We start from the raw sequence: 26,044 nt of genomic DNA on the forward strand, positions 1-26,044 counted from the left end.
AGAATTTCACTCCCTCTGCCGCAAGACCCTGGCCGGATGTTTCGGCCTCCGATTTCAAACGATTGTGAAGGGAGATGATGCATGCGGAAATTCAAAAGTTTTTCAATTCTTGTTCTGTCCTTGATGGTGATGATGAGTACTTTGGTCGGATGCGGCGGTGGAGGTGGCGGCGGAGGCCAGTCGGCAGCCAGCGGTATATCTTCCAATGCAGGGCAGCCTGGTGATGCCGGGCAGCCAGGTGCGGTAAGCGGAGCCACGACCAAGGTGGTGAACCTGGCATGGGATCCCTCCACCAACCAGGATGGTACACCCCTGTCGAATCTGGCCGGATACAAGGTTCACTACGGAACGACATCCGGGACATATACCTCCGTGGTCACGGTGGACCAGGGAAACACTGCGGCGGTGAATATCAGCGAGCCCGGCACCTATTATTTCGTGGTTACCGCGCTCGATTCCGATGGTAATGAGAGCGGTTATTCCCAGGAGGTCAGCACCGTCGTTTCATAGCCGGCAAAGGTCCGCAGCCTGCCGCACTAACGAAAAAAGCCCGCACAAGCGGGCTTCTTTCGTTCTGCTGTAGAAAAAGCTATTCCTTGATGGCGTTGAGGATCTTGCTGGCAACATCCTTGCCGCTGATGTTGTAGCTGCCGGAAGCCAACTGTTCCCGGATGGCGGCTACCCTGGCACGCCGGATTTCCTCATCGTCCTCTGCCGGTGCGGCGGCCGGCTGCTCCAAGGCCTTGGAAAGGGTTACGCTGAAGGCAGGGTCTGACGATGCGGCTGTCCGCTCATCTTCCTTCGTACGGGCTGGCCCTCTTCTGTGTATCTTTTCATTCGGCAGCATGGTGTTGATTGTTCCGGCTTCGATCTTCATGGCAGACTCCTTGGTCTGTGTCCTGATACCATCTCTTATCGGTAATTCAATTTCAATCTTTATTGTAACCGGTCTGTTCCCGGATAAAGGCCGCATACACCATGTCAGTCCCTTTGATGTGGCTGGAAAGCCAGTCCAGCAGGAAATCGAGGGTGTTTCTGCCGAGATCCTCTCCATCCAGCAAACCCTCCTGAATCTGGCTCAGCCGTGTCACGTAAAAATCGTGCTCCTGGCAATGCATGGGTAGACCGGGGAAATTGTGCCGCATCATCAGGGCCTCCTCATCCGTGAAATGGTTGCCCACGTAGCGGATCAACTCTTGAAGAACCCCCCCGATCATTGCTTTGGCAGTGCCCTTCTCAACAGCCTCATCCAGATCGTTGATCAGCGCGACGAGTTGCCGGTGTTGCTGGTCGATCTTGGGCAGTCCGGTGTCGAAACTCTGATCCAGTGTGAATCGCGCCATGCTCTTCTCCTATTCTCCGGTAAGGTCCTGTCTCAGATCGATTTCGTGAACGCTTCCGAAGGTCGACAGCGGCATGTCGAACCTGGCGGCGTCGCCGACCACGATCAGTTTGAAGGCAGCGGGCTTCAGGTACTTGCGGGCGGCAGCCAGCACATCGTCTTTGGTTACCCTGGCGATCCTGTCCCGGTATGTTTCCAGGTAATCGGGGGGATAATCGTAGAACTCGAGCCTGGCTCGCTGCGTAACGATGGTTGCCGGACTGGTAAACCCGAACATGAAGGAGTTGATGATGTATTCGCGGGCGGACTTCAGTTCCTGATCGGTGATCGGTTTTCTGGTCATGTCCGCGATAATGTCTTTCATGAGGGTAATCGTCCTGCCGGTGGTTCCCGCCTTGGTTTCGGTGGTGGCCACGAAATTACCGGTAAAACGGCGTCCGATATCGAAATGGCTGTCGACGTTATAGGCCAGCCCCTGGTTGGTGCGGATCTCCATGGTCAGGCGCGAGGTGAAGCTGCCCCCGAGAATGTAATCGAGAACACGGACGGCATAGAGATCGGGGTTGTCCTTACGCAGGCCCAGGTGTCCCATGCGGATGACGGTCTGATTGACGTCCTTGCGGGCATACAGGACCTCCGGGGCGAATTTCGGCTCCGGCTGGGGAATGGCCGGCAGTGCCAGGGGGGGCGCGGCCGAGGCGGGGCCGAACACGGCGTTCAACTCCTTCAGCATGGCCCCCCGCTCAAAATCGCCGGAAACCGCCAGGATGATGTTGTCCACCCGGTAAAAACGGCGGTGGAAATCGATCAGGTCCTGTCTGGTGACGGCATTGACCGACGAGAAGGTAGGCACGACACCCAGCGGATGACCGGAGTAGATGGCCTTGGTCATTTCGCGGTCGGCAAGCTCCTTGGGGTCGTCATTCTGGCGGCGCAGCCCCTCGATCATCTGCTTGCGGGCGATGTCCACGCGTTTCTCGCTGAAGTCCGGCCGCAGCAGCACATCCGCAAAGATCCGCAAGGTGCGGCTGAAATTCCTGGTGAGCGAGGTCAGCATGACCGTACCCATATCGCTGTTGATGCTGCTTTCCACTGCCGAAGCCATGAATTCCAGCTCTTCGTCCATCTTGTCCGGAGCGAGTCCGCCGGCGCCGCCGCTGCGCATGACGCTGCCGGTCATGGAGGCCAGGCCTGCCTTGCCGGGGGGCTCGTAGACCGAACCGGTACGCGCCATGGCACTGATATTGATGATCGGCAGCTCAGGGTCGCTCAGCAGGTAAACCGGCATGCCGCAGTCCAGCACGACCCGCTCCGCTTTGGGAATGTCGTAGCGCAGGGGAGCAAAGGTCATGGTGCGGGGATCGGCCGCCCCCTGGCCGGCTGCAAAGGCTGGCCAGACAGCACAGAGAGTGATGCACAGAGAGATGATCAGCCTCTTCATTTAGCGGCCCCCCCTTTTTTGGTGATCAGCCCGATCATGCGGTTCTCACGGGTGAAGTAATCGCGTGCCACGCGCTGGATGTCGGCCGGCGTGACCGCAGCCACCTTGTGGCGGTACTCGATCATGTAGCGCCAGGTGCCGGCAACCGCCTCATATTCGGTCAGATTGCGGGCCAGGCCGCCGTTGGTACCCATGCGGCGGGCTTCCTCGTATTCAATCCTGTTGAGGATGCGCTGCAGTTCCCCCTGTGATACCGGAGCGATCTTCAGCAGCTCCAGCTCGGTCAGGATGGCTGCCTCCACCTCCTGCACCGTGTGGGGAGCACGGGGAGTGGCATTCAGCACCAGCAGATTCGGATAGCGGCGGCCGGGTGCGTCGAACACGCCGACGTCGGTTGCCAGTTGCTGTTCGATCACCAGTTTCTTGTAAAGGCGGGATGTCCGTCCCTGCCCCAGGATCATGCTGATCACTTCGAAGATGTAGTCGTCCGGTTCATTGATGGCCGGCTTGTGGAAACCCATGATCAGGGTCGGCTCGGCTTCGGCCACCAGTTCCATGCGCCGTTCACCCCCCTGTTTCGGCTCTTCGGTCGTTACCGGGAGGGTGGGCTTGCCGGGGACGATGTCGCCGAAGTAACGCTCCACCAGCGCGATGGTCTTCTTGGTGTCGATATCGCCGACAATCGCCACGATGGAGTTGTTGGGGGCATAGTAATTGTGAAAGAACTGCTCGGCCTTGGTGCGGGTCAGCCCTTCGATGTCCGACATCCAGCCGATGGTCGGCTGACCGTAGGGATGCGCCAGAAAACCGGCAGCCACGAACGTCTCCCACAATTTGCTCTCGGGATCGGCATCGTAGGAGCGGCGCCGCTCCTCCATCACCACCGACCGCTCGGTGTAAAATTCGCGCAGCACTGCATTCTTCATGCGGTCGGACTCTATTGCGGCCCACAGTTCCAGCTTGTTTGAGGGCAGGCTGATCAGGTACGTGGTGCCGTCCCGGCTGGTAAAGGCGTTATATCCCACGCCGCCATTCTTGGAATATATCTCAAAGAATTCGTCCTTGATGACGTATTTCGAGGCTTCCGCCTCCAGGGTAGCGAGCCGCTTTTCCAGATCGGCGATCCGGGCCGTATCCGCCTTGGCGCCCCTGGCCCTTTCCGCCATCAAGGCCTGGGCAGTCTGTTCGATCTTGTCCAGGATCGGCTTTTCGGCGGCATAGTTGGTGGTGCCCAGGGTGGTGGTGCCTTTGAAGAGCATATGCTCCAGCATGTGGGCAATGCCCCGCTCGTCGCTGCGTTCGTCGACGCTGCCCACGCGGAAACGGATCCAGGCCGAGACGGTCGGCGAGGTGTGGCGTTCCACCAGGAGGAGCTTCATGCCGTTTTTAAGGGTGTGCTCCACGACCTTTTCCTCCAGGGTCGCCTTGGATGCGGTCGCGGGTGCCCCGGCCGCGGTCTCCGAAACGGTGAGGGACGCAGGAGTGGCGGCCAACAGAGGGGAACACCACAGATTCAGGGATACCAGCAGCAGTAACAGTCGTTTCATGCAGCACCTCGAATCAAGGGTTTAAGTTAAATAAAAATACAAATGGATACAGCGAAAACCGGAAAATAAATTTTACAGGGATGTACAGGATAGACAGCTTATTTTCTCCTGTACATCCCCGTAACGTGCTTTTGAGAGGGTACATTTTTTCGGATTAAAACAGCGAGAACTTCACGTAGCGCCCCGGATTTTTCTTGATGTCGCTGACCAGCAGGTCCACCGAGTCCACCATTTTGTTCAGGCGCTCGTAAAGCTCCTGCTCGTTGATGGCCTTGCCCAGCGACCCCTCGCCCTTGTTGACCCGGCCGGTGATCTCTTCGATAGCCTTGACCGAGTTGTCGGCCCTGGTCAGCAGGGAGAGCCCCTTGTCGTAAAGCTCACGGCTTCCGATCAACTGGCCGATGGTGCTGTCCTGGGAGGTCAGCTTCTTGTTCAGTTCGCGTACATCCTGGGCAGCCTCGACGCTCTTGTCGGCCAGGGACACGAGTTTGTCGTAAAGAGTCTTGTCATGGATCAGCTTGTTCAAGCTTCCCTCGGAGGCCTGGATGTCCTGCAGGGTCCGGTCGGCCCGGTTGAGAATGCTGATCAGCTTGTTGTACGGTTCCGGGCTGCGGTTCAGTTTGCCCAGCGTGCCTTCGCCCCGGTTGATGGTGATTGTCAGGTCGCTCAATTCGTTGGTCAGTTTGACGATGTTCTGGTACAGGGCCGGGTCGGTGTTCAGCTTGCCGAGGGTGCCCTTGCCCTGGGTGATGCTGTCCACGACGGTGTTGACCCGGTCGAAGGTCGTTCCGGCCTTCTGGATGACATCATCCAGCCTGGCCACGGAGGTGCCGTGCAGGATGGTCGGCTGTGTCAGCGAATAGGACTGGGACGGGGTGATGTCCACGTACTTTTCGCCCATCAACCCTCGGGTCTTGATGGTGATGGAGGAATCGGAACCGATCTTGCGCAGGGCGCCCTTGTCCGCCTCCAATTGGATGGTGACCTCGTTGTTCTTCTCCGGGTTGGCGAAGCCGATGGCGGTAACCACCCCCACATCCACCCCCGCCAGCCAGACCGGCGCCCCTTCCTTGAGTCCGGCTACGTCGCTCATGATCACCTGCAGTTTCCCCTTGGAGGTGAACATCTTGGTCTTCTGTCCCATCAGCAGGATGCCGCCTGCGATGAAGATCAGCGCCGCCACGATGAACACCCCTGCCCGGACCTGCGCCCAGCCTATCTCGTTGCTGCGTTCCATGTCGTCTTCCGTTCCTTTTCCGCATGTAGGACAAATAGAGATCGATCCGTCGGCTGCAGGAATTCCTGCACCTCAGGCAGAGCGCTGGCCTTCATCTCCGCCTCGGTGCCCTCGAACACCTGCCGCGCCTTATGCAGAAAAGTGAAGCGGTCAGAGGTGACGAAGGCGGTGGCAAGGTCGTGGGTGACCATCAGAGTGGTCGTGCCCCCGGCCTGCAGCCGCTGCATCAGGTGACAGATGTTGTAGACCCCGATCGGGTCCAGCCCGGTAGTCGGTTCATCAAAAAAGATATAGTCCGGATTGGCTGCCAGGGCCCTTGCTATGGCGACCCGTTTTTTCATTCCGCCGGAAAGCTCGGACGGATACAGGTCCAGAGCCTGCTCTACGCCGACGAACTGCAGTTTTTCCAGCACGATCCGTTCGATCTCGCCGATGCTGAGCCGCCCCTCCTCGAACAGGCGGTAACCGACGTTTTCTCCGACGGTCATGGAATCGAACAGGGCACCACCCTGGAAAACGATGGCAATGCGCTTGCGCAGCTCTACGTACCGGGACTCGGGCAGTCCCGTGATGCACTGATCACCGATGAATACCCGTCCCGCCTGCGGTTCCAGGAGCCCCAGCAGCAGCTTGAGGATAGTGGTCTTGCCGGCCCCGCTGACCCCCAGGATGGTACGATTGACTCCCCGTTCCAGGCAGAAGTCGAAATCTTCCAGTATCTTGCGGCCACCGACGGAATAGCATACCTTTTCCATACGGATCGAATTGCTGCTGGTCATCGGTCCGGCATACCCCCCATGGTCATGATGATCTGCCACTGCTCCGGCGTAACCGGTTGGATGGAAAGCCGGCTGCGCCGGACCAGCGGCATCTCGTCCAGAAGAGGATTGCCCTTGATCTGTTCCAGGGTGACCGGGCGCAGCAGCGGTTCCCGGTAGCGCACGTCGACCATGTACCAGATCGGATGATCGGGAGAGGATTTTGGGTCGAAGTGGTCGCTGCCCGGATCGAGGGCGGTAAAATCGGGGTAGCCACCCCTTACCACCTCGGCAATGCCCACCACGGTCGGAATGGCGATGTTGCTGTGGTAGAACAGCACCAGGTCGCCGACCTTGATGGCATCCCGCAGGAAGTTGCGGGCCTGGAAGTTGCGCACCCCGTCCCAGTGCTCGGTCATGCCGGGGCGGTTCTTCAGATCGTCGAAGGAGAAACAGCCCGGCTCGGTCTTGAAAAGCCAGTAGGTCATGCAGCGCTCCTTACCTGAAGGCCACGAATATCTTGGAGATGAAAAAATCGGATACCAGGATCGTCACCGACGACAGCACCACCGCCTGTTTGGAGGCCGCGCCCACTCCTTCGGCTCCCCGGCGGGTGTTCAGTCCCGCGTAGCAACCGGTCATGGCCACGATCAGGCCGAAGAACGCAGGCTTGGCCAGCCCTTCGATCAGATCCTGGAAGACCATGAATTGGGGCAGTCCGCTGACGTACATGGTGGGATTGATGCCGTAACCGGCGGACATGACATAGCCCCCCAGCAGGGAGGTGGCGTCGGTGACCACCGTCAGGAGCGGCATCGCCAGCAGCATGGCCTTCAGGCGTGGCGCCACCAGGCGCTTGATGATGTCGGTGCCCTCCACCCGCATGGCGTCCACCTGTTCGGTCACCACCATGGTGCCGAGTTCGGCGGTGATGGCGGAGCCGACCCTACCGGCCACCATCAGCGAGGCCAGTACCGGCCCCAGCTCCTTGATCATGGTGGCTGCCACCATGCCGCCCACATAACTGGTGGCGGCGAATGGCTTGAGTTGGATCAGCGCCTGCAGCGCCATGACCATGCCGGTGAACAGCCCGGTCAATATGCAGATGAAAAGCGAGGAAAAGCCGAGTTTGTCGAATTGGATCGCGAATTCACGATAGTAGAAGGGGCGGCTGAACATGCGCACAAACGACCGCCCGGCCAGGGCGAAATAGTTCTGCAACTCCTGAAAAAACAGGATCAGGAGCCTATCGATCACCGCGATATTCATGCAGGTCCTTTTACTATGCGCCAAAATCAGCAACAGGGATGAACAAGATAGCAGACATAACGGCGGTCTGTCATCTCTTCATCCCTGGTCAGGGCTTTTTACGAGCCTGGTACCCTGTCGTCCCTCATGTCTCTCTCTGCCTGTAGAACCCGTGTTCAGGAGCGGAACAAACCTGCGGTTGCGCACCCGGCGCTAGAATGCAACTGCCAGGGCTTCGCGCGCCTCGTTGATGAACGTGAATTCCAGGCCGGTGCGGACGTTGTCGGGTATGTCCTCCAGGTCGTTGCGGTTGCGCTCCGGGGCCACAATTCTGCGCACCCCCGCCCGATGGGCAGCCAGCACCTTTTCCTTGAGTCCGCCGATTGCCAGCACCCGGCCGGTCAGGGTGATTTCGCCGGTCATGGCCACTCCGCGTTTGGCTGGCTTGTCGGTCAGCAGAGAAACCAGCGCGGTGACCATGGTGATCCCTGCCGAAGGGCCGTCCTTGGGGATGGCGCCTGAAGGCACATGGATGTGGATGATCTTGTTGTCAAAGGCGCCGGGAGCGATCCCGAAGTCGCCGAAGTGGGCCTCTACGTACGAAAGGGCCGCCCGGGCCGACTCCTTCATCACGTCTCCCAGCGATCCGGTCAGGATCAGCTCCGATTTGCCCGGCATGCTGGTGACCTCCACGAACAGGATGTCTCCGCCGGTCTCGGTCCAGGCCATGCCGGTGACGACCCCCACGCGATCGTTTTCGGCTGCGACTTCGTTGTGGAATTTGCGCGGCCCGAGGAGTTCCGCCACCACCTCCGGGGTAATCGGCGTACGCAGAGGCTTTTTCTGGGTGATCTCCTTGGCGACCTTGCGGCAGATGGAGGCGATGGTGCGCTGCATGTTACGGACGCCGGCCTCGCGGGTGTATTCGGTGATGAGCCGTTCAAGGGCGTCGTCATGAAATTCGGGAGGTTTGCCCTTCAGCCCGTTTTCCTCGACCTCGCGCTGGATGATGAAGTTGCGGGCGATGTGCAGTTTTTCCTCGGTACTGTAGCCGGCCAGGCGGATCACCTCCATCCGGTCCTTGAGCGGCCCGGGTATCGGGTCCAACTGGTTGGCGGTGGTGATGAACATCACCTTGGAAAGATCGAAAGGCACATCCAGGTAATGGTCGTTGAAGGAGAAATTCTGCTCCGGATCGAGCACCTCCAGCAGTGCGCTGGCCGGGTCGCCGCGGAAATCCTGCCCCAGCTTGTCGATCTCGTCCAGCATGAAGACCGGGTTGTTGCTGCCGCAGCGGAACAGCTCCTTGATGATCCGGCCCGGCAGCGCACCAATGTAGGTGCGGCGATGGCCGCGGATCTCGGCCTCGTCCCGCACCCCCCCCAGGGAGATGCGCACGAACGTGCGCCCCAGGGAGCGGGCGATCGATTTGCCCAGGCTGGTCTTGCCGACACCGGGGGGACCGACGAAGCAGAGTACCGGCCCCTTCATGTTGTCCTTGAGCGAGCGCACCGCCAGGAATTCCAGGATACGCTCCTTGACCTTCTTCAGGTCGTAATGGTCTTCGTTCAGTATCTCCTCGGCCCGCAGGATGTCCAGGCTGTCCTCGGTGCTGGTGCTCCAGGGCATGCCGGCCAGATAGTCCAGATAGGTGCGGGAAACCGTGTATTCCGGTGAGGCGGGATTGATGCGCTCCAGGCGCTGCAGTTCCTTGTCGGCGATCTTGCGGACCTCTTCCGGCAGCCCCGCCTCCTCGATCCGGCGCCGCAGTTCGTTCATGTCGGCCGTGCGGGGATCGTCCTCGCCCAACTCCTCCTGGATGTGCTTCATCTGTTCCCGCAGGATGTATTCCTTCTGATTCTTGCCCACCTTGCGGTTGACTTCGCTGGCCACCTCGCTCTTGACCTGGATGCGCTGCACCTCGTTGGTCAGGTGCACGTAGACCTTCTTCAGCCGCTCCAGCGGATCGACCGTTTCCAGCAGTTCCTGCAGGTCGGGCAGCGGCAGGCTGACGTAGAGCGCCACCAGGTCCGACAGCCGGGCCGGGTTGTCGATGTAGTCGATCATCTTCATGACATCGTCCGGCAGCGGCTTGCCATAGGAGAGCGATATCTTCAGCAGGGCATTGAGGCTCTGCACCAGGGCCTCGGATACCATGCTCTTTTCCACGAATTCCCGCACCACTTCGCAATGGGCCAGAGTGACCGGCGAAGCCTCCTCGAGTTCAAGGATTCTCAGGCGGTGCAGCCCCTCCAGAGTTACCTTGAACTTGCCGTCGCTGACCTTCTTGATCTGGTTGACCCGGCAGAGCGTGCCGATCGGAAAGAATTCTCCGCTCGGTCCCCCGTTCGCTTCATTCCGCTTGAGCACGATTGCCACCAGCTTGTCGTACTTGTCCGCCTCGGTGAAGATCTGTACCTCCCGGTCGTTGACGAACACCGGAAAGATCATGTAGGGGAAGGCAACCATCTCTTTTTGGCCGTAAATGGGGAGTTTTTCCGGGATCTCTATATTGGCGTGGGGCATGGGAAGTGTCCTTTGAAGTGGCGGTCTCGAAAGCTAACTTTAGCATATTTTCAGGCCCGTTCAAGCCCTTAGAACACGCTTATGGAGAGGGTCACGGAGGGAGCGAACCTAGGTGGGGCGGCCTTCACGCACGCTGACACGTACCACACGCACGGCCGTGCGCCGACCTGACCGCTCGCGATGGAGCAGAATAAGAAAGCGTACCGTCACCAGACGATGGATCAGAGCCTGGGTCAGGCGATAGAGCCAGCGCCTGATGGGTGAGGGACTGGGGCTGCCGAGGATCAGGGGGCAGAAATCGGAGAGCCGTAGCTCGACCTTGGTCCCTTCCTCCCCCGGTACGACGCTGAAATGCAATTCCCCGCGTCGGCATTGGCGCGGCTGCACCAGTATTCCGCCGCAGATCTGCAGTGCCGTGCTCTCCGCCGATGGCAGTGGAGGAAGAAAGCTGATCAGGCTCAGGCCGCTGCCGCCCAGCCGGAACTCAACCCCGTGCGGCTCCTGCACCGGACGGATGATGCCGAAGGTAAAGTGCCGGATGTAATCCTGGTAGCGCTGCAGCAGGAGATCGGCGGTCAGGCCGGCTGCGATGCCGGCAGGAAAGATGCTCCATTGCACGGAGAAAACCGAGGCATCCTCCATCAGTACCTGCTGGCAGGCGATCTCCTGCCGGTGAATCGGTGACATCGCTTCAGTCCTTTGCTGCGGCGCCGGGCATGCCGCCGGTGCTGCATCTGTCCGATTTCTGGCCTGCGGCCGTGTCGCGCTGTTCCTTGCCCGCAGCATCGCGGTCAGAGAGATACTTCCTGATTTCGAGCCAGCGGCAGAGCTTCTCTTGCCGATCGACCCGTACATTGGCAGGACTGGTTGATGGCAGCGCGATCAGTTCGGGGGTATCCGCCAGGGTCGGGACGACGTGCCGCCGAAAGAGTTCGGCCGCCTTGGCCCCGTCGAAAAAGATGCTGCCGATCCGGTGCAGGGTCAGGAAGGCTCTGAAGTCGTTGACACTGAAGCCTCCCCGGCGGATGTCGGCATCCATGCTCCCAATCCTGCTGCACGATGCCAGTACGTCCCACAGGGCAATGCCATTGTGCAGCAGGACAGCCACACGCTCGGTGTAGGTCTTGTCCCGGCCGGCGCCGCAGAGCTCTCCCATTATGTCCCAGAACAGGTTGCGCGGATGGGCATAGTACTGCTGCCGGCGAAGCGACTCCTCACCCGGAAAGGCGCCCAGAATCAGTATGGTTGCGCCATAGTCCGCCACAGGAGGCAGCCCCTTTCTTTCCAGCCCGGTTTTAGCCACGTTCCCTCCGCAGGCCAGTTATGCCGCCTGTCTTGATGCCCATTCTGCCACCGGAATTAGATATTGCAAACCCTTTTCCAGTGTGGCACCTTTCCTCTGCAGACCCTGTGTCAGGGGGGCTTGAGTTGCCGCATAGCTATGGCACACTCCATTCTATGGACGACAAGGAAAAGACGGTACTGATAACCGGCGCCACCGGCTTTATCGGAAAGCGTCTGACCCGCCTCCTGCTGGAACGAGGCTGCCGGGTGCGCTGTTTGGCGCGGGGGACCGCCGTTGCCATCCCTGCCGGTGCGGAAGCGGTGCGGGGTGACATGCTGGACCGTGCCTCGCTGTTGCCGCTCCTGAAAGGTATCGATACCGCTTTTTACCTGGTGCATTCCATGGCCGGAGGCCGGACCGGGTTTGAACGTCGCGACCGCGAAGCGGCCCGGAATTTTACCATGGCCGCCGACCGGGCCAGGGTGCGGCGGGTTATCTACCTCGGGGGGCTGGGAGAAACCGGCTCTCAGCTGTCCGAGCATCTCAGGAGCCGCCTGGAGGTGGCCGAGATCCTGCGCTCCGGCGCCTTTGCCACCACCTTTCTACGGGCAGCCGTGATCATCGGGGCAGGGGGCGCCTCCTTCGAGCTGGTGCGGGGATTGGTGGAGCGTTTGCCGGTGATGGTTACCCCCCGCTGGGTCTCGACCAGATGCCAGCCCATTGCGGTGGATGACGTGATCGCATACCTGGCCGGTTGCCTGGCGGATGAGCGTACCGCCGGCGGCACTTACGACATCGGTGGTCCCGACATTCTCACCTATCGTGACATGCTGGAACGCTTTGCCCGTCTGACTGGCAAGCCGCTGCTGATAATCCCGGTGCCGGTGCTGACCCCCAAGCTCTCCTCCTACTGGGTCGGGCTGTTCAGCCCGGTGCCGCCGTCGGTGTCGATGCCGCTGATCGAGGGGCTTGCAAACGAGGTGATTTGCCGGGAAAATGTCATCCGCCAATTGATCCCGCTGCAGTTGATCTCCTATGACGAGGCCGTGCGGCGGGCCTTGAACGAGGCGGCGCAGTAGCAGCTTTCTTGCTGCAGCACATTACGTGAGGCGTCCTGTTGCGGCGTCACCCATACAAAGGAGGAATGGCTATGAAGAAGGTTGGGGTTGTGTTGTCCGGGTGCGGCGTGCGCGACGGCAGCGAGATCCACGAGGCGGTCTTTACCCTGCTGGCGATCGACCAGTGCGGGGCGGAGGCGGTTTGCATGGCTCCTGATGCGGAGTTTCCCGAGACAAACCATGCGACCATGGAAGAAACCGGAGCCAAGCGCAACGCCCTGGTGGAATCGGCCCGTATCGCCCGCGGCGATATCCGTAATATTGCAGCGGTCACCGCGGCCGATCTGGATGCAGTCATCTTTCCCGGCGGTTTCGGCGCCGCCAAGAACCTGTGCGATTTCGCCGTAAAAGGTGCTGCCGCGTCGGTACACCCCGAAGTTGCCCGGCTGTTGAAAGAGATGGCGGCTGCCAAAAAGCCGATCGGGGCCATCTGCATCGCCCCGGTGGTCACGGCTGCGGTGTTCGGCAAGGAACTGGCCCCCACACTCACCATCGGCACCGATGCCGGCACGGCCGCCGAAATCGGGAAAACCGGCGCCCGGCACCAGGATTGCGCCGTGACGGAGTGCGTAGTGGACCGGGAGAACAAGCTGGTATCAACCCCGGCTTACATGCTGGCCACGCATATTTCCGAGGTGCACGAGGGGATCGGAAAATGCGTCAGGGAAGTGATCGCCCTGATCTAACAGGTTGTTGAAAAACGGCATCTCGCCGCCGTCCTCGTCAGCCACCTTGTGACTTCGGCCTGTGGCCTCACCCTCCGGGCGCCTCCGCGGTCCAATTTCACATGTGAAATTGTGCGGCGTAGCGCTGTTTACACCCTTGGGTGCTACGCCTCCGCGGGGCCTCCTGCGGGTGCGACGATCTGTCCATTTTTGAACAACCTGAGAATTCAACAGCCTGCTAGTCTCCGTTCATTTACCTGAACTTGTAACCACGGACTGTCGGAGTATCTGACCACGTGTTAAGGCTATTGTAACCTGGCAACAGGGGCGAAGCACACGTTTCGCCCCTCTTTTTATCGATGCAAAGGAAGTCGTCCGATGAAACCGACCCTGTTCCTGCTTTTCGTTACCCTGACCGCCTTCAGCTATTGGCTGCGCCATATCAACCTGCGTCATCTCCGGCAGTACGGCACCAAGGTTCCCAAGGAATTCGCCGGTGCCATTGACGAAGAGAAACTGCTCAGCAGCAGCGCCTACACTGTCGACTCCAGCCGGCTCGGGTTGTGGGAGTCGCTGTTCGATAATGCGCTGCTGGTCCTCTTTCTGTTCGGCGGCCTGATCGTCATTTATGACCGCTGGGTGGGAGGCTTGTGTAGCGGGCCCGTACTCAACGGCATCCTGTTCTTCCTGTTGTTGACCTGGTGCCAGACGCTCCTGGGAATGCCTTTTGACCTCTATGGCACATTCGTAATCGAGGCGCGCTACGGTTTCAACACCATGACGCCCCGCCTGTGGGTGCTGGACTTCCTCAAGTCGCAACTGATCGGGGCCGTGCTGCTGGCGGTACTGATTGCGGCGGTCTTCAGTCTGATCGGGTGGAGTCAGTCTCACTGGTGGCTGTGGGTATGGTCTTTCCTGGCGCTGTTCAGTCTGTTCATGATGTTTATCTCTCCCTATGTGATCGAACCGCTCTTCAACAAATTCGAGCCGGTTACCGAGGAGGGGCTGGAGGATGAGATCCGGGCCATGATGGAAAAGGCGGGCCTGAAGGTGGGACGGGTCATGCAGATGGATGCTTCCCGGCGCAGCCGGCATTCCAATGCCTATTTCACCGGTATCGGCCGCGTCAAGCGCATCGTGCTGTTCGATACGCTGATCAGGCAGATGACCCACGGCGAGATCGTGGCGGTACTGGCCCATGAGATCGGCCATTGGAAGCGGGGGCACATCTGGAAACGATTGCTGGAGGCGGAGGTGATGGCCCTGGCAGGGGCCTGGATCAGCTTCAGGTTGCTGGGTTGGGAGGGACTGCCGGGGGTGCTGGGGCTGCCGGCGGATCTGTCGCTGCCGGGGCGGGTGGTGGTCCTCGGCCTGATTGGGTCGCTGGTGATGTTCCCGCTGGGGCCCCTGTCAGCCTGGCGTTCGCGCTGTCAGGAACGGGAGGCTGACCGGTTTGCCGCCGAACTGACCGGCCGTCCCCAGGACTTGGCTTCGGCCCTGGTCAAGCTCTCGGCGGAGAACCTCTCAAACCTGTTTCCTCATCCGTTCTACGCTGCTTTTCACTATTCCCATCCGCCGGTAGTGGAGCGGGTACGGACGCTCAATGAATGGGCTTCGTCCCTGAAAAGCGGAGAAGCACGCAAGCTTGAGGCTTAACCTGCTGCGCCTGCCGGCTCATTGCACGATGGCGTTGAACTCTACCCGGCTGCGGGCAGTCTCTTTGACAGGCGGTTTGTGGATGTCATCGTTCTTTTGAAACAGGCGTTCCGCAGGGATGCCCCCCTTTGAAACCAGGTAGGTCATGACCGCCGCGGACCGCTCCCGCGCCAGGGCTTGCAGTTCGTTCTCACCCACCGCCGTGTTGGCGATGATCAGCTTCCGCATCTCGGTATCGGGCAGGTCCTTTATCAGGCCCAGCACATTGCGGGGTTTGGGGAACTTTTCTTTGCTGTAGACCGCCTTGAGCAGGCGTGAATATTCCGTTGCCGCTATCTGCACGGTTTCGGCGCTTTCCCCGGCTTTTGCCCTTTGCTCCTTGACCAGTTCCAGGAACTTTTCCTTGCGCAGCTTGCTGCTGAGCAGTTCCTGACGGTAGCCTTCGGGGTCTTTCTCCCTGTCCACGAATCCCTTTATCTCGACCTTCAGAGCAGGCCTGTCCGCCAGGGCCTTGGCCAGCTGCTGCAGTTTGTGTTCCTCTTCCGGGGACAGTTTGCTGGAGCCGGCCGTAAAACCAACGGTGCTGAAGTCCTGTCCGCTCCCCATCATGGAGGAGAGCAGGGCAAAGGGGGATGTGGCCGCCTTGACCAGCAGGTTTTTGAGCATCTGTCCCACCACGCCCCAAACGCTGAACTGGGGGTCATCGGTGCGGCCGGTGACCGGCAGATCCAGGTGGATTTCACCTTTGCGGTCCTTGAGCAGGGCCACTGCCAGGCGCACCGGCAGGGAGGTGGCCTTGTCGCTTTCCACCTTCCTGCCGAAGGTAAACTGATCGATGAAGACCTTGTTCTCCGAATTGAGCTGTTTCTTGTCGATCAGGTATTTCAGGTCGAGGAACAGTTTGCCCTTGTCCACGGTATAGCCCAGGTAGGTGCCGGAATAGGGCGTTACGGGAGAGAGATCGATATCCTGAAAGGAAACCTTCAGATCGACAAACAGATCATCCCGCAGGGGGTTGAGTTTCCCGGAGATCCGCAGGGGGGAGTGATTTTCGAGGTTGCCACGCAGGTCCAGGTCGGCAAACTTCGATTCTTCCGACGAGAGGCCGCTGACCCGTCCCCCCAGGCTGAAGAAGGTGCTGCTGAAGGTCTGAGGCAGATGGTTATCGGTGAAAGAAAGCGTGCTGTCTTGAATGGTGACGCTGTCCACCGAGATCTGGCGCCCCGGTGCCGGGGGGACTGCCGGTTGTTGTGCTGGTTGGGCTGTTGCGGTCGTTGCCGGGGCCGGCTCCGGCTTTGAAACCAGATTCTGCAGGTTGAGACTGCCGTCCTTTCTGACAACGATGCGCGAGTAGGCGTTATTGAGCGCCACCTGGTGAATGTTCAGGCTGAATGGTTCCAATCGTCCCTGAACTTCGTCGAACTGCAGGCTTTCCCATTTCAGCAGGTCTTCCTCGGCCAGGGCATCGATGCTGTGAAAGGCGCGTACACCGGCGCTGCCCCTGAAACTGCCTTCCGGTTTGCCGTCCTTGAGTGCGACGTCCAGATGCAGATCAGTATCCAGATAGCCGCCGATAATGAAGACATTCAGGTTATCGGGGAAGTAGGCCTCGAAATCACGGATCGGCAGCCGTCCTACCTTCACGCTGCCCTTGTACCGGAAAGGGAGGGGGGTGATGTCGCCCGCCACTTTGAGCGGTGCATCTTTACCGAAGGTCGAGGAGAGGCGCAGGCTAGCCGGGGCGAATTTCGGCCCCTGCAGGTTCTTGAGCGTAAGATTGGTATTGCGCAGCGCGAAGCGCGGTTCTTCTTCATGGGTCTTATCGGTGAAGGCCAGGTTGAACCGGTCGAGTTGGAACAGACCCAGGCGGTAACTGAGCGGCTTGGCACTGGCTGTCCCAGGGGTTGCCGTGCTGTTTTTCGTTGTGGGGCGCTGTGCCGTGCCGGCCTTTGCCGCTGCCGGAGACTTTTCCGGCTTGGCGAGAAGCGAAAGCAGCGAAATGGTACCGTCATTTTCACGCGACACGGAGGCATCGCCTTTGGAGAGGCGGATACCACCGATCTCCAGGCGGTTCTCCTTCTGCCGGAAGACGACGTCGCTGACCTGCAGGAGCGCCACATCGAACCCATCTTTGATGCCATAGCGCGTCGAGAGTCCCTTCAACGAAAGGTCACCTTTTTCGACACGTAATCCGTCGGATGCTTTGAACGTGGCCAAGGCTGACAGATCGAGCGTCCCCTTGACCGGTGCCGTCAGATAGCGCGACAGATAGGGCCACCCGCGCTGGAGTTTCAGCCCGGCCAGTTCGACGGAAGAGCTTACGGAGAGCGGGTTGACGGAGAAGCTGCCATCGGCGCTGAAGTCCACATCGCCATCCAGCAGCAGCGATAATTCGTATGTTGCGGTTGTATCCGGGGCCGTGCCGATGTTGTCGGCGGTAAGATCGATGCTGGAAATGGATGTCCTGAAGCCCCCTTTGGGCACAGCATCATTGAAATGGATGCTGGCGTTCGTGCAGGCGAGGGAGGCGATTGACAGCTGTGGCTGGGGGGCCTTTGTGCGGGATTCGGACTTTTTCTCCCCAGTGGCTGCCGAGGGGTGGCCGGGATTGGGCTGCGGCAGCAGCCGCGAATACATCCAGGTGCCCGTCCCGTCCCTGCTTACAAACAATTCCAGGCCATCGAGAGCAAGCGCCTCAACATCGAAAAGACCGGCAAAGATATCGAGCTTTTTTGCCTGCAGCTTCAGCGAGGGGAGTCTGAGTAGCGGCTGCTTCTCGGGCAGGTCGATGCTGATATCGTCCAGCACGACTACACCCTTTATGGACAACTCGGGTTTCTGTTCGGCGGAAATGCGGTAGCTGACATTCGTGTCGACGGTCAGTTTTCCGGAGGTCAGATCAGCCGGAGGCTTGACAGGTGAATAGGCGACGTACTCGGGCAGGCTAAGTTGCTTCAGGTCGATACGCACCGAGGTTTCCAGGGACTTGCTGAGAGGCTTTAGTTTACCGCTGAAGTTGAAGGGAGCGCCGTTGACCGTGGCAGATATGCTCGGGTCGATATAGGTTTCTGCCAGGTAGGGGATGTTGCTGATAAAGGGAATGGCGAGTTGCAGGGCCCGCACGGTATGTTTTCTGCCCCCCTCTACTGCGCGGTCGTCGAAATCCAGGGAGCCGTTTTTAATGGAGACATTGTTGATCGAGAAGAGAAAAGGCCCGCTTTTTTCGGGCTTGCTCGAATGCTGCTGTTTGTCGATTATGTCGCTGAAGCTATAGCGGTTGGGACCGGTGCGTGCGAAGGCGAGGGTCGGCGTATCGACAGCGACGCGGGAAAGAATCAGGGCGCCTTTGAAGAGAGAAGCCGGAGCAAGCGAGGCCTGCACCTGTTTGAAACCGATCAGCGGAGGTGCCCCTTTTTCATCGATGGCAAAATCGTTGACCGTAACGGTCAGCGTGAAAGGATTGATCGATACCGAACCGAGCCGGACAGTACGGCCGGTGGCTGCCTGAATGGCCTCAGCGGCTTTGCTTTTGACAATCAGCGGCAGGACTACGATGGTGAACAGCAGGAGGGTGGTGGTAATTCCGATCGCTATGAGGATGTGCTTCCGTTTCAGCATGTGACAAAATCTCGTTGACTGCTTCCGGAGGCCTGAGGATCACGTCCGGAAGCAGTAGAATCTGGTTGCTTCCTTATGCTGTTGGCTGGGCTAGTCGCCTTTGGCGTACAGCACCGCCACTGCTCGGGCCTTTCCGCTGCCGACCGAGATCCAGCCATGAGGCTGTCCGGAGTCGTAATAGATGCTGTCGCCGGCCCGCAGCCTCAGCACTTCGTCGCTGTAATGGAATTCCAGCTCTCCTTCGGTGATATGCACGAATTCTTCGTCCCCTTCGTGCTTGAAGAAAAGGCTGTCATCCCATTCGCGGCTTTCGATTTCCACCAGGAACGGCTCCATATGCTTGTGCCGGAGTCCCTGCGCCAGTGAGTGGTAAGTATAGGGCCTGCTCACGTCGTTGACTACCGCTCTGAGCGCCCGTTCGTCTTCCTTTTGATCCTCGCGCCTGGTCAATACGTATTTCTGGCGGTTTTTCTCGTCCTCGAAAAAGAAGTGGATCCCGACCTTCAGTCCTTTGGCTATCCGGAGCAGCGTGGCCAGAGGGGGGATGACCTGCTGATTCTCAATCTGCGACAGCAGTGGCTTCGACAGGCTGGTCAGGTCGGACAGTTCCTGCAGGGTCAGCCGTTTCTGCTGGCGCAGGGCTCGGATCTTCTCTCCGATACGGAGTTCGTTGATCTCTGCCTTTATGTCGTTCATTGCTTCCTCCGCGCTAAGTATCAGCCGCTGAACGTGACTTCTCACGCCCCCACTCGCCTGACAGGTACGGCACGTTTCCAGGGGGGGCTGACACCATCGCTGCGTGCAGCACCATGATGCGGCCCCGGTCCTTCCAGGCTTCCGGAATGTGAAGCGTCATTGATTCAGCATCCAGGCCACGTATGTTTACATAAACCTTCAAGGGTTTCAATACATTATTATGCACGGGAAAACGGCCAGGGCAGATGGAAGCCGGCGTGGGCACCGGTTTTTAATCCGTTGACAGAGCAGCATAGTTTAGCTAACCTTTCAATAGTTTTGATGAGTTTGGATCCTTCCCGGGGTACTATGATCACCACACTTCACAAAAAATCCCGCATAGTATGGTGCCTTGCTGCCTGCGCCATAGCTCTGTCCGGGCTTGCCGGGTGCTCCGGCAAATCCGATTCCCCGATTTTTTTCGAATCAAAGCGCAAAGGGGGAGAGGCCGAGGCCCCGGTCAAGGATGTGCCCAAAGACATCCTTACCACCCAGAAGGCCTTCAGTCTTGTCGCCAACAAGGTGACCCCTTGTGTCGTCAACATATCCACCATTGGCAAGAAGAAGATGGTCCAGCCATTCTTCGAGATGTCCCCCTTTTTCGAGGATTTTTTCGGCGGGCCGCAGTACCGTCGTGACAAAAGCCTCGGCTCGGGCTTCATCATCAGCAAGGACGGTTACATCGTGACCAACGACCATGTGGTGCGTGAGGCCGAAACCATTCAGGTCAAGCTGTCCAATGACAAGGTCTATGAAGCCAAAGTGGTGGGTGGTGACCAGAAGAGCGATATCGCAGTCATAAAGATCAGCGCCAAGGATCTGCCGGTGGCCGTGCTGGGGGATTCCGAGAAGCTCGAGGTAGGGCAGTGGGCGATTGCAATCGGCAATCCGTTCGGACTCGACCGCACCATGACGGTAGGGATCATCTCCGCCACCGGGCGCTCCAACATGGGCATTGAAACCTATGAGAACTTCATTCAGACTGACGCTTCGATCAACCCCGGCAATTCAGGGGGGCCGCTGCTGAACGTATATGGCGAGGTGATAGGGATCAATACGGCCATCGTTGCGGCCGGCCAGGGCATCGGCTTTGCCATTCCGATCACCATGGCGAAACCGATCTTTACCCAGCTGATCAGCAAGGGCAACGTCAGTCGCGGATGGATGGGGGTAACCATCCAGCCCGTGACCGAGGAGTTGGCCCAGTCCTTCGGATTGAAACAGGCCAAAGGGGCCTTGATCAATGACGTTCTGCAGGGCAGCCCGGCCGAGAAGGCCGGCATTCGCCAGGGGGACGTCGTCACCGCCTTCAACGGCACCGAAGTCAAGGACCCGGCCCACCTGCAGCGTGTGGTAGCCGAAACCGCTGTTGGCAAGCCGGTAAAGGTGACCCTGTTCCGTGACGGTAAATCTCTCGAAACCACCTTGACCCTGACCAGCGCGGAAGCCATTCCCAAAGGGAGGCGCGAGCTGAAGGAGCGGGGTGGTGCACAGGGAGTCGATCCCTTGGGGATGGCGGTGGAAGAGGCGGATGGCCAAGGGGTGGTGGTGGCTGATCTCGCCCGGGAGGGGCTGGCCGCGGAGGCGGGCATCAAGCGCGGTGATGTGATCGTCTCCATCAACCGGAAGCGGATCTCGGGGGTGGCTGATTATCAGCGCAGCGTGCAGCAAGCTCCGGGAGGCAACATAATCATTCTGGTGCGGCGCGGCGATTCCAGCATGTATTTCGCATTGCGGTTGAAGTAATCATCCGGGGGAACCGGATCTGATCTGGGAACGGCATCCATGAACAAGATTGAAAATATCGATTCTGCCAGGCGCCTGGCGCGGGCCATCATTTCGGATGTGGCCCTGTACAACAGGGAAAAGGTGGAAAGCGGCATCAAGAATGACGACATTTTCGATGTCCTGCAGGATGAGCTGGAGGAGGGGCGGCAGCATTTCTTCTCGCGTGTTGCTCCGGAGCTCGAGCCGGAGGTGATCTTCGACCTGGCCGTGGTGGATGTGCTCATCAAGCGGGCAGGCAAGATCGAATCCAGCATCTGGTAACACTCCGGGTTCTGAATCTGACCAAGGCGTGTCCTTCACAAGAGGCGCGCCTTTTTGCGTGTGCGCCGGAACTGCCGGTCCAGACGCAATTTGAGGAAATTCAATGGAGATAATCTTCCCGCATGACGGTGTACCAACCAGGCTTGACCTCTTTCTAAGCAGGCATTTGGCGGATGAAACCCGAGCCGCCGTTCAACGCCTGATCGAGTCGAACAACATCCTGATTGACGGAAAGCCGGCTCGTCCCTCTCTGAAGCTGAAAGGGGGCGAATGCATTACAGTGGAAATCCCGGCTGCAATTCCGGCGGAGCCGTTGCCGGAGGCGATACCGCTGGAGGTGCTGTTCGAAGATGGCGACCTGATCGTGATCAATAAGCCGGCAGGCATGGTGGTGCATCCGGGGCCGGGCAACAGCACCGGCACCCTAGTGAATGCTCTGTTGTCACACTGCGCCGATCTTTCGGGCATTGGCGGCGAATTGCGTCCCGGCATCGTCCACCGTCTGGACAAGGGCACCTCCGGGGTTTTGGTGGCTGCCAAGAACGATCGGGCCCACCAGGCCCTTTCGACGCAGTTCAGCCGGCACTCCATCAAGCGCGTTTACCAGGCGTTGGTCTACGGTAATCCCGGGCTTGATGCGGGAAGAATCGAGGGGCTGATCGGCAGGCACCCCACAGACCGCTTGCGCCGGTCCGGCAAGGTCACTCACGGCAAACACGCAGCCACCCGCTGGCGGGTGCGAGAGCGCTACGGCAGGATATCCTTGATTGAACTGCGTCTGGAAACCGGCCGCACTCACCAGATCCGGGTTCATCTGAGCGAGGCGGGTTTTCCCCTGGTGGGGGATCCGCTCTACCCGGATGGCGGCCGCTTCAACAACCTGAGTGACCCTCAGTTGCGCAAGATGATTGCCGCTCTGGGCAGGCAATCCTTGCATGCCCGGACGCTTGGCTTCATCCACCCCGTGACCGGGGAGTACCTCGAGTTCTCCGTGGAGCTGCCACAGGATATGGCGGAATTGATCGGATTTTTGAGGGGTAAGGTCGAGCAGGGGTGACCGACGAGACCTGCCCTATCGTGCGGCTGAACCGTTCTTGATTGTTCTGAGAATGGCGCTGAAGATCTGGGTTTGGTCGGATTGAGACACGGAAATCACCATCTCGGCGTCGAACAGCCGTCCACACACGTCGCGCACCTTCTGAAGGGTCGTGGTGCCGATCAAATCGCTGCTGCCGGCACTGAAGTACGCTTCGATCGCCCGGCGCAGATTCTCGCCATCTTCCATGAAATCGAAAATCGAGAGGCCGAGCAGTTCCTCCTTGCTCAGACCGAAGAGCTTTTCAGCCTTTTGGTTGGAAATGACGATCTTGCCGTCTGCCATGAACGAGATGATAGGAGACTGGGCAATCTCGATAAAGTTGCGGTAACGCTCCTCGGACTCCACCCGCTGCCGCGTCTTGCGGTCCAATTCTTCCATCAGCTCATTGAAAGAACCGACCAGTTGGCCGATCTCGTTGGTACTCGTCCTTTCCAGTCTCTGGGAAAAGTTGCCTGTTTTGGCCACATCGGAAATGTGAACGGCCACATCCTTTACCGGGGTCAGGATCGCCTTGCGCATTATTGCACCCGTAATGGCCAGAAAGGCTATCAGTACGCAGGCATCGTAGATGATATCATGCTTGAGGTTGGTGCCGATCTGGCGGTAGAGCCCCTCCATGGGCACCGAGACCGAGATGGCGCCGATCACTTCTCCTACCTGGTAGCCATAGGAAAAATGTCCGCGGGCAAAACGCGCCTGGACAAAAGCGGGTGCAGCGTCGTAGCTGCCATGACATGCCAGGCAGGAGGAATCCGCCACCATTGCCAGGAGGTAGCGAAGCGATTTCTTCCCCTGTTCCGTCGTCACCTGCCAGCTTTCATGGTTCCTTTTCTGCATGAAAAGCTTGAGTTGTTCAGTTTCAAAGGGATCAGGACGGTTACCGGGATTGCGGTAGCGTAACGAGACCTGGCGCACGGAGAAATTGGACCCGCTGGTCAGCTGCCGTGCTATCTGGGTGGAGGCAACCTGGGGGACAAGGTTGTAGTTGCTTTCGGGTTCGGTGGTGACATGATTGGAGAGGTAATCCCGGGTGACGATGATCTGGCGGGAGATGGTACGGGCATTGTCCACGGCCCCATTCAGGATCAGGGCCTGTTCTCTGCGATAGTTGTTGTACGCCAGAGCCAGGAAGAGCATGACGAGCAGCAGCGTCGAGATCATGTTGAAGGTGGTGTTGACGCTGAGGCTGGTGAAGGGTTTCATGGAGGCTCTTGTCCCTTTCTCTCCCGCCGGTTCCTGGCGATTCCCGATAATTATAGCTGCTTCATGCGGCAAGGCAAGGCCAAACAGCGATTGGTGATTCTGCTTGAATTCGGCCGGCCATGTGCGCTACTTTACAGGATCAATAACCACGGGCGCTCTTACTGCCCGTAAATTCAGGGGATTATGAGTATGGAAAGAAAGGCGCCACCATCGCGGAGCGGCAAGGGCCTTTTCGCATCGCTAATGCTTTTTGCCGTGACAATGGTTATCGTGGCGGCGCTCGGAGTGGCAGGCTACGTATTCTATCTGCTTGCCCGACTGCCCAAGGTGGACCGGCTCGCAGACTATAAACCCCCCATCGTATCCCAGGTGTATGGCGATGACGGCAGCCTGGTGGGTGAGTTCTATCTGGAGCGGCGCATCGTGGTGCCGGTCGATAAGATGCCGCGCAAGCTGATCCAGGCTTTCGTCGCTGCCGAAGACTCCAATTTCTATTCCCACAAGGGCATCGATTATTTCGGTATTCTGCGTGCGGCCATCAAGAACGTCATTTCCATGCGCAAGAAGGAGGGGGCTTCCACCATCACCCAGCAGGTGACCAAGTCCATGCTGCTGACCCCCGAGAAAAAGTTCTCCCGCAAAATCAAAGAGGCCATCCTGGCCAAGCGCATGGAGGAGAAGCTCAGCAAGGACGAGATCCTCTACCTCTACCTCAATCAGATATATCTGGGGGGGGGAGCCTATGGTGTCCAGGCTGCGGCCGAGACTTATTTCGGAAAGAACGTCGATGAACTCAACCTGGCCGAGATGGCCATGCTGGCCGGCTTGCCCAAGGCGCCCAACGCCTACTCGCCCATCAAGCATCTCGACAAGGCTCGCGAGCGCCAGTCCTATGTCCTGGAGCGGATGGTCAGGGAAGGCTATATCACCCCTGCCGAGTCTGAGCACGCCAAAAAAACCGTTATCTCCATCCACCCCATGAAGAAGGTCAATAACGACCAGTCCGCCTACTTTTTGGAACACTTGCGCATCCAGCTGGAGGCCAAATATGGTGAAGAGCGGCTCTACAAAGGGGGGCTCAAGATATATACCACCATGAATGCCGAGATGCAGCGGGCTGCTTACGAGAGTGTCAGAAACGGGCTCAAGGCCGTTGACAAGCGCCAGGGATTCAGAGGCCCGAGCAGGTACCTCAAGCAGGAGGAGGTCGAGGCTTTCTGTGCCAAGGTCGAAGAGGGTATCGATTCGCCGGTGCTGAAAACCGGTGAAACGTATCAGGGAGTTGTGGTCGGCTTCAACACAGACAAGGGCGAAGCTGTCGTCAGAGTAGGGGATCGCCGCGGCATTCTCAGCCGCCGGAACATGGCGTGGGCCGGCCGGCTCGCTATGATCAGCAGCTATGGCAAACCGGAAAAAGGAAACCGGGCTCTGACCCTGGGGTCGGTGATCGAGGTGTCGGTCGTCTCGCCGGAGATCAACAAGGAAGGCGCCCATTTTGCCCTGGATCAGGTGCCCGAAGTTCAGGCGGCCCTAGTCGCCCTCGATCCGCGCAGCGGCGGCATCAAGGCCATGGTGGGCGGGTACGACTTCAAAAAAAGCCAGTTCAATCGTGCGATCCAGGCAAAGCGTAACGGCGGTTCCGCCTTCAAGCCGATCATCTATGCGGCCGCCCTTGACAAAGGCCTGACGCCGGCCACAGTGATCGAAGATGCCGAGGTTGAATATCCTGATGGCGCCGGCGGCACCTGGAAACCGAAAAACTATGATGGTCTGTTCCGTGGCCCGGTGACGATGCGGGAGGCGTTGACCCATTCGATCAATATCGTCAGCGTCAAGATCATGGAGCAGATCGGCGCGTCTTATGCCGCGGAGTATGCCAAAAAACTGGGATTCGTGTCGCAGATCCCATCCAATCTCGCGCTTGCCCTGGGTGCGGCCAGTGTCTCACCCCTGGAGCTTACTTCGGCCTATGCGGTATTCGCCAACAAAGGGGTCGTGCAGCCGACCTTCGTTATCACCAAAGTAACCGACAACGACGGGATCGTTCAGGAAGAGCCGGCGCCCCAGGCCCCCGTTCCGACGATTGCCCCGGAAACCGCGTATGTCATCACCAACCTCATGCAAAGCGTCGTTTCCAGCGGTACCGGGCAGCGTGCCTCGATTCTGGGGCGTCCGGTGGCAGGAAAGACCGGAACCACCAATGATTCCAAAGATGCGTGGTTCGTGGGGTATATCCCGCAACTCGTGACAGGGGTCTGGGTCGGCTATGATCAGGAGCGTTCGTTGGGAGCAGGCGGGTCAGGTGGACAGGCGGCCGCGCCTATCTGGGCCGAATTCATGCAGAAGGCGGTATTGTCGCTGCCGGTCGAAGACTTTGAGGCTCCGGAAAATGTCAGTTTCGTCCTGATCAATCCCCGAACCGGCAAGCTCGCCCGGGAAGGTACGCCGGGGGCGGTTATGGAATGTTTCATCAAGGGTACCGAGCCGACCAGCTATGACGGCGACTCTGCAACTGCC

The 26,044-nt window shown here is 59.1% G+C and carries 22 protein-coding genes (1 of these 22 cut by a window edge); 8 read left to right on the forward strand and 14 right to left on the reverse strand.

Translation table 11 applies throughout. The features are described 5' to 3' along the window. Window positions 1-81 precede the first annotated feature (81 nt). The gene (locus GSVR_RS03360; RefSeq protein WP_173198149.1) at window positions 82-510 is read left to right on the forward strand and encodes a fibronectin type III domain-containing protein; all 429 of its coding nucleotides are present in this window, start codon (window positions 82-84) and stop codon (window positions 508-510) included. Window positions 511-589: 79 nt separating this feature from the next. On the opposite strand, the gene flgM is transcribed toward GSVR_RS03360, so the two are convergent. From flgM to GSVR_RS03415, 11 genes are all read right to left on the reverse strand, one after another. Further along, complete coding sequence (gene flgM / locus GSVR_RS03365) at window positions 590-877, reverse strand: flagellar biosynthesis anti-sigma factor FlgM (RefSeq protein WP_173198147.1); 288 nt, start codon at window positions 875-877, stop codon at window positions 590-592. A gap of 52 nt (window positions 878-929) precedes the next feature. Then, window positions 930-1,343 carry a bacteriohemerythrin gene (locus GSVR_RS03370; protein WP_173198145.1) on the reverse strand — a complete coding sequence of 138 codons (414 nt, stop codon included), beginning with the start codon at window positions 1,341-1,343 and terminating at the stop codon, window positions 930-932. 9 nt (window positions 1,344-1,352) lie between these two features. Beyond that, the gene (locus tag GSVR_RS03375) at window positions 1,353-2,783 is read right to left on the reverse strand and encodes a pitrilysin family protein (RefSeq protein WP_173198143.1); all 1,431 of its coding nucleotides are present in this window, start codon (window positions 2,781-2,783) and stop codon (window positions 1,353-1,355) included. Then, window positions 2,780-4,330 (reverse strand): pitrilysin family protein, encoded by a 1,551-nt coding sequence (locus GSVR_RS03380; RefSeq protein ID WP_173198141.1) that lies wholly within the window; start codon window positions 4,328-4,330, stop codon window positions 2,780-2,782. Before GSVR_RS03380 ends, GSVR_RS03375 begins: the two co-directional genes overlap by 4 nt. Window positions 4,331-4,484: 154 nt before the next feature. Then, window positions 4,485-5,567: an MlaD family protein gene (locus GSVR_RS03385; RefSeq protein WP_173198139.1), complete on the reverse strand. Its 1,083-nt coding sequence runs from the start codon at window positions 5,565-5,567 to the stop codon at window positions 4,485-4,487. Continuing rightward, window positions 5,546-6,346 carry an ABC transporter ATP-binding protein gene (locus tag GSVR_RS03390; protein ID WP_239077444.1) on the reverse strand — a complete coding sequence of 267 codons (801 nt, stop codon included), beginning with the start codon at window positions 6,344-6,346 and terminating at the stop codon, window positions 5,546-5,548. The genes GSVR_RS03385 and GSVR_RS03390 overlap by 22 nt, the downstream gene beginning before the upstream one ends. Then, a complete protein-coding gene (locus GSVR_RS03395) occupies window positions 6,343-6,813 on the reverse strand; it encodes an EVE domain-containing protein (RefSeq protein WP_173198137.1) in 471 nt (156 codons plus the stop codon). Before GSVR_RS03395 ends, GSVR_RS03390 begins: the two co-directional genes overlap by 4 nt. A 10-nt stretch (window positions 6,814-6,823) precedes the next feature. Further along, window positions 6,824-7,594 carry an ABC transporter permease gene (locus GSVR_RS03400; protein WP_173198135.1) on the reverse strand — a complete coding sequence of 257 codons (771 nt, stop codon included), beginning with the start codon at window positions 7,592-7,594 and terminating at the stop codon, window positions 6,824-6,826. 192 nt (window positions 7,595-7,786) lie between these two features. Then, window positions 7,787-10,099, reverse strand: a complete 2,313-nt coding sequence (gene lon, locus GSVR_RS03405; protein WP_173198133.1) for an endopeptidase La — start codon at window positions 10,097-10,099, stop codon at window positions 7,787-7,789. A 108-nt stretch (window positions 10,100-10,207) separates the two neighbouring features. After that, window positions 10,208-10,786, reverse strand: coding sequence for a hypothetical protein (locus GSVR_RS03410; protein ID WP_173198131.1), 579 nt, complete (start codon window positions 10,784-10,786; stop codon window positions 10,208-10,210). A gap of 4 nt (window positions 10,787-10,790) precedes the next feature. Continuing rightward, on the reverse strand, window positions 10,791-11,402 hold the full coding sequence (locus GSVR_RS03415; protein ID WP_203978780.1) for a DNA-deoxyinosine glycosylase: 612 nt from the start codon (window positions 11,400-11,402) through the stop codon (window positions 10,791-10,793). Window positions 11,403-11,557: 155 nt separating this feature from the next. On the opposite strand from GSVR_RS03415, the gene GSVR_RS03420 reads away from it, so the two are divergent. The 3 genes from GSVR_RS03420 to GSVR_RS03430 all read left to right on the forward strand — a co-directional run bounded on the left by GSVR_RS03420 (window position 11,558) and on the right by GSVR_RS03430 (window position 14,823). Continuing rightward, window positions 11,558-12,463: an NAD(P)H-binding protein gene (locus tag GSVR_RS03420; RefSeq protein WP_173198499.1), complete on the forward strand. Its 906-nt coding sequence runs from the start codon at window positions 11,558-11,560 to the stop codon at window positions 12,461-12,463. A 71-nt stretch (window positions 12,464-12,534) separates the two neighbouring features. Continuing rightward, window positions 12,535-13,188 carry an isoprenoid biosynthesis glyoxalase ElbB gene (elbB, locus tag GSVR_RS03425; RefSeq protein ID WP_173198129.1) on the forward strand — a complete coding sequence of 218 codons (654 nt, stop codon included), beginning with the start codon at window positions 12,535-12,537 and terminating at the stop codon, window positions 13,186-13,188. A 357-nt stretch (window positions 13,189-13,545) separates the two neighbouring features. Next, a complete protein-coding gene (locus GSVR_RS03430; protein WP_173198127.1) occupies window positions 13,546-14,823 on the forward strand; it encodes a M48 family metallopeptidase in 1,278 nt (425 codons plus the stop codon). Window positions 14,824-14,841: 18 nt separating this feature from the next. Here GSVR_RS03430 and GSVR_RS03435 read toward each other — a convergent pair whose 3' ends face one another. Then, window positions 14,842-18,441, reverse strand: coding sequence for a DUF748 domain-containing protein (locus tag GSVR_RS03435; RefSeq protein WP_173198125.1), 3,600 nt, complete (start codon window positions 18,439-18,441; stop codon window positions 14,842-14,844). Window positions 18,442-18,531: 90 nt separating this feature from the next. After that, window positions 18,532-19,137: a helix-turn-helix domain-containing protein gene (locus GSVR_RS03440; RefSeq protein WP_173198123.1), complete on the reverse strand. Its 606-nt coding sequence runs from the start codon at window positions 19,135-19,137 to the stop codon at window positions 18,532-18,534. Window positions 19,138-19,485: 348 nt separating this feature from the next. Here GSVR_RS03440 and GSVR_RS03445 point away from each other — a divergent pair, with 348 nt between their 5' ends. The 3 genes from GSVR_RS03445 (at window position 19,486) to GSVR_RS03455 (ending at window position 22,282) form a co-directional block, all read left to right on the forward strand. Next, on the forward strand, window positions 19,486-20,922 hold the full coding sequence (locus GSVR_RS03445) for a DegQ family serine endoprotease (RefSeq protein WP_173198121.1): 1,437 nt from the start codon (window positions 19,486-19,488) through the stop codon (window positions 20,920-20,922). A gap of 39 nt (window positions 20,923-20,961) precedes the next feature. Continuing rightward, on the forward strand, window positions 20,962-21,225 hold the full coding sequence (locus GSVR_RS03450) for a hypothetical protein (RefSeq protein ID WP_173198119.1): 264 nt from the start codon (window positions 20,962-20,964) through the stop codon (window positions 21,223-21,225). A gap of 103 nt (window positions 21,226-21,328) precedes the next feature. Next, window positions 21,329-22,282, forward strand: coding sequence for an RluA family pseudouridine synthase (locus GSVR_RS03455; protein ID WP_173198117.1), 954 nt, complete (start codon window positions 21,329-21,331; stop codon window positions 22,280-22,282). Between the two features lie 15 nt (window positions 22,283-22,297). Here GSVR_RS03455 and GSVR_RS03460 read toward each other — a convergent pair whose 3' ends face one another. After that, entirely contained in the window at window positions 22,298-23,527 is a 1,230-nt protein-coding gene (locus GSVR_RS03460) for a DUF3365 domain-containing protein (RefSeq protein WP_173198115.1), read from the reverse strand. A gap of 189 nt (window positions 23,528-23,716) precedes the next feature. Here GSVR_RS03460 and GSVR_RS03465 point away from each other — a divergent pair, with 189 nt between their 5' ends. Continuing rightward, window positions 23,717-26,044, forward strand: the 5' portion of a protein-coding gene (locus GSVR_RS03465) for a penicillin-binding protein 1A (protein WP_370552063.1). 24 nt of this gene lie beyond the right edge of the window; only the first 2,328 of its 2,352 coding nucleotides appear in the window; the start codon lies at window positions 23,717-23,719; its stop codon lies off the right edge, out of view.

The sequence above is a fragment of the Geobacter sp. SVR genome (assembly GCF_016865365.1).
In the GTDB taxonomy this organism is placed as follows: domain Bacteria; phylum Desulfobacterota; class Desulfuromonadia; order Geobacterales; family Pseudopelobacteraceae; genus Pelotalea.

Excerpts from the sequence above, each read along its gene's own strand:
- GSVR_RS03360 (WP_173198149.1), top strand. The coding sequence starts at position 82 with ATGCGGAAATTCAAAAGTTTTTCAATTCTTGTTCTGTCCTTGATGGTG.
- flgM (WP_173198147.1), bottom strand. The coding sequence starts at position 877 with ATGAAGATCGAAGCCGGAACAATCAACACCATGCTGCCGAATGAAAAG.
- GSVR_RS03370 (WP_173198145.1), bottom strand. The coding sequence starts at position 1,343 with ATGGCGCGATTCACACTGGATCAGAGTTTCGACACCGGACTGCCCAAG.
- GSVR_RS03375 (WP_173198143.1), bottom strand. The coding sequence starts at position 2,783 with ATGAAGAGGCTGATCATCTCTCTGTGCATCACTCTCTGTGCTGTCTGG.
- GSVR_RS03380 (WP_173198141.1), bottom strand. The coding sequence starts at position 4,330 with ATGAAACGACTGTTACTGCTGCTGGTATCCCTGAATCTGTGGTGTTCC.
- GSVR_RS03385 (WP_173198139.1), bottom strand. The coding sequence starts at position 5,567 with ATGGAACGCAGCAACGAGATAGGCTGGGCGCAGGTCCGGGCAGGGGTG.
- GSVR_RS03390 (WP_239077444.1), bottom strand. The coding sequence starts at position 6,346 with ATGACCAGCAGCAATTCGATCCGTATGGAAAAGGTATGCTATTCCGTC.
- GSVR_RS03395 (WP_173198137.1), bottom strand. The coding sequence starts at position 6,813 with ATGACCTACTGGCTTTTCAAGACCGAGCCGGGCTGTTTCTCCTTCGAC.
- GSVR_RS03400 (WP_173198135.1), bottom strand. The coding sequence starts at position 7,594 with ATGAATATCGCGGTGATCGATAGGCTCCTGATCCTGTTTTTTCAGGAG.
- lon (WP_173198133.1), bottom strand. The coding sequence starts at position 10,099 with ATGCCCCACGCCAATATAGAGATCCCGGAAAAACTCCCCATTTACGGC.
- GSVR_RS03410 (WP_173198131.1), bottom strand. The coding sequence starts at position 10,786 with ATGTCACCGATTCACCGGCAGGAGATCGCCTGCCAGCAGGTACTGATG.
- GSVR_RS03420 (WP_173198499.1), top strand. The coding sequence starts at position 11,558 with ATGGACGACAAGGAAAAGACGGTACTGATAACCGGCGCCACCGGCTTT.
- elbB (WP_173198129.1), top strand. The coding sequence starts at position 12,535 with ATGAAGAAGGTTGGGGTTGTGTTGTCCGGGTGCGGCGTGCGCGACGGC.
- GSVR_RS03430 (WP_173198127.1), top strand. The coding sequence starts at position 13,546 with ATGAAACCGACCCTGTTCCTGCTTTTCGTTACCCTGACCGCCTTCAGC.
- GSVR_RS03435 (WP_173198125.1), bottom strand. The coding sequence starts at position 18,441 with ATGCTGAAACGGAAGCACATCCTCATAGCGATCGGAATTACCACCACC.
- GSVR_RS03440 (WP_173198123.1), bottom strand. The coding sequence starts at position 19,137 with ATGAACGACATAAAGGCAGAGATCAACGAACTCCGTATCGGAGAGAAG.
- GSVR_RS03445 (WP_173198121.1), top strand. The coding sequence starts at position 19,486 with ATGATCACCACACTTCACAAAAAATCCCGCATAGTATGGTGCCTTGCT.
- GSVR_RS03450 (WP_173198119.1), top strand. The coding sequence starts at position 20,962 with ATGAACAAGATTGAAAATATCGATTCTGCCAGGCGCCTGGCGCGGGCC.
- GSVR_RS03455 (WP_173198117.1), top strand. The coding sequence starts at position 21,329 with ATGGAGATAATCTTCCCGCATGACGGTGTACCAACCAGGCTTGACCTC.
- GSVR_RS03460 (WP_173198115.1), bottom strand. The coding sequence starts at position 23,527 with ATGAAACCCTTCACCAGCCTCAGCGTCAACACCACCTTCAACATGATC.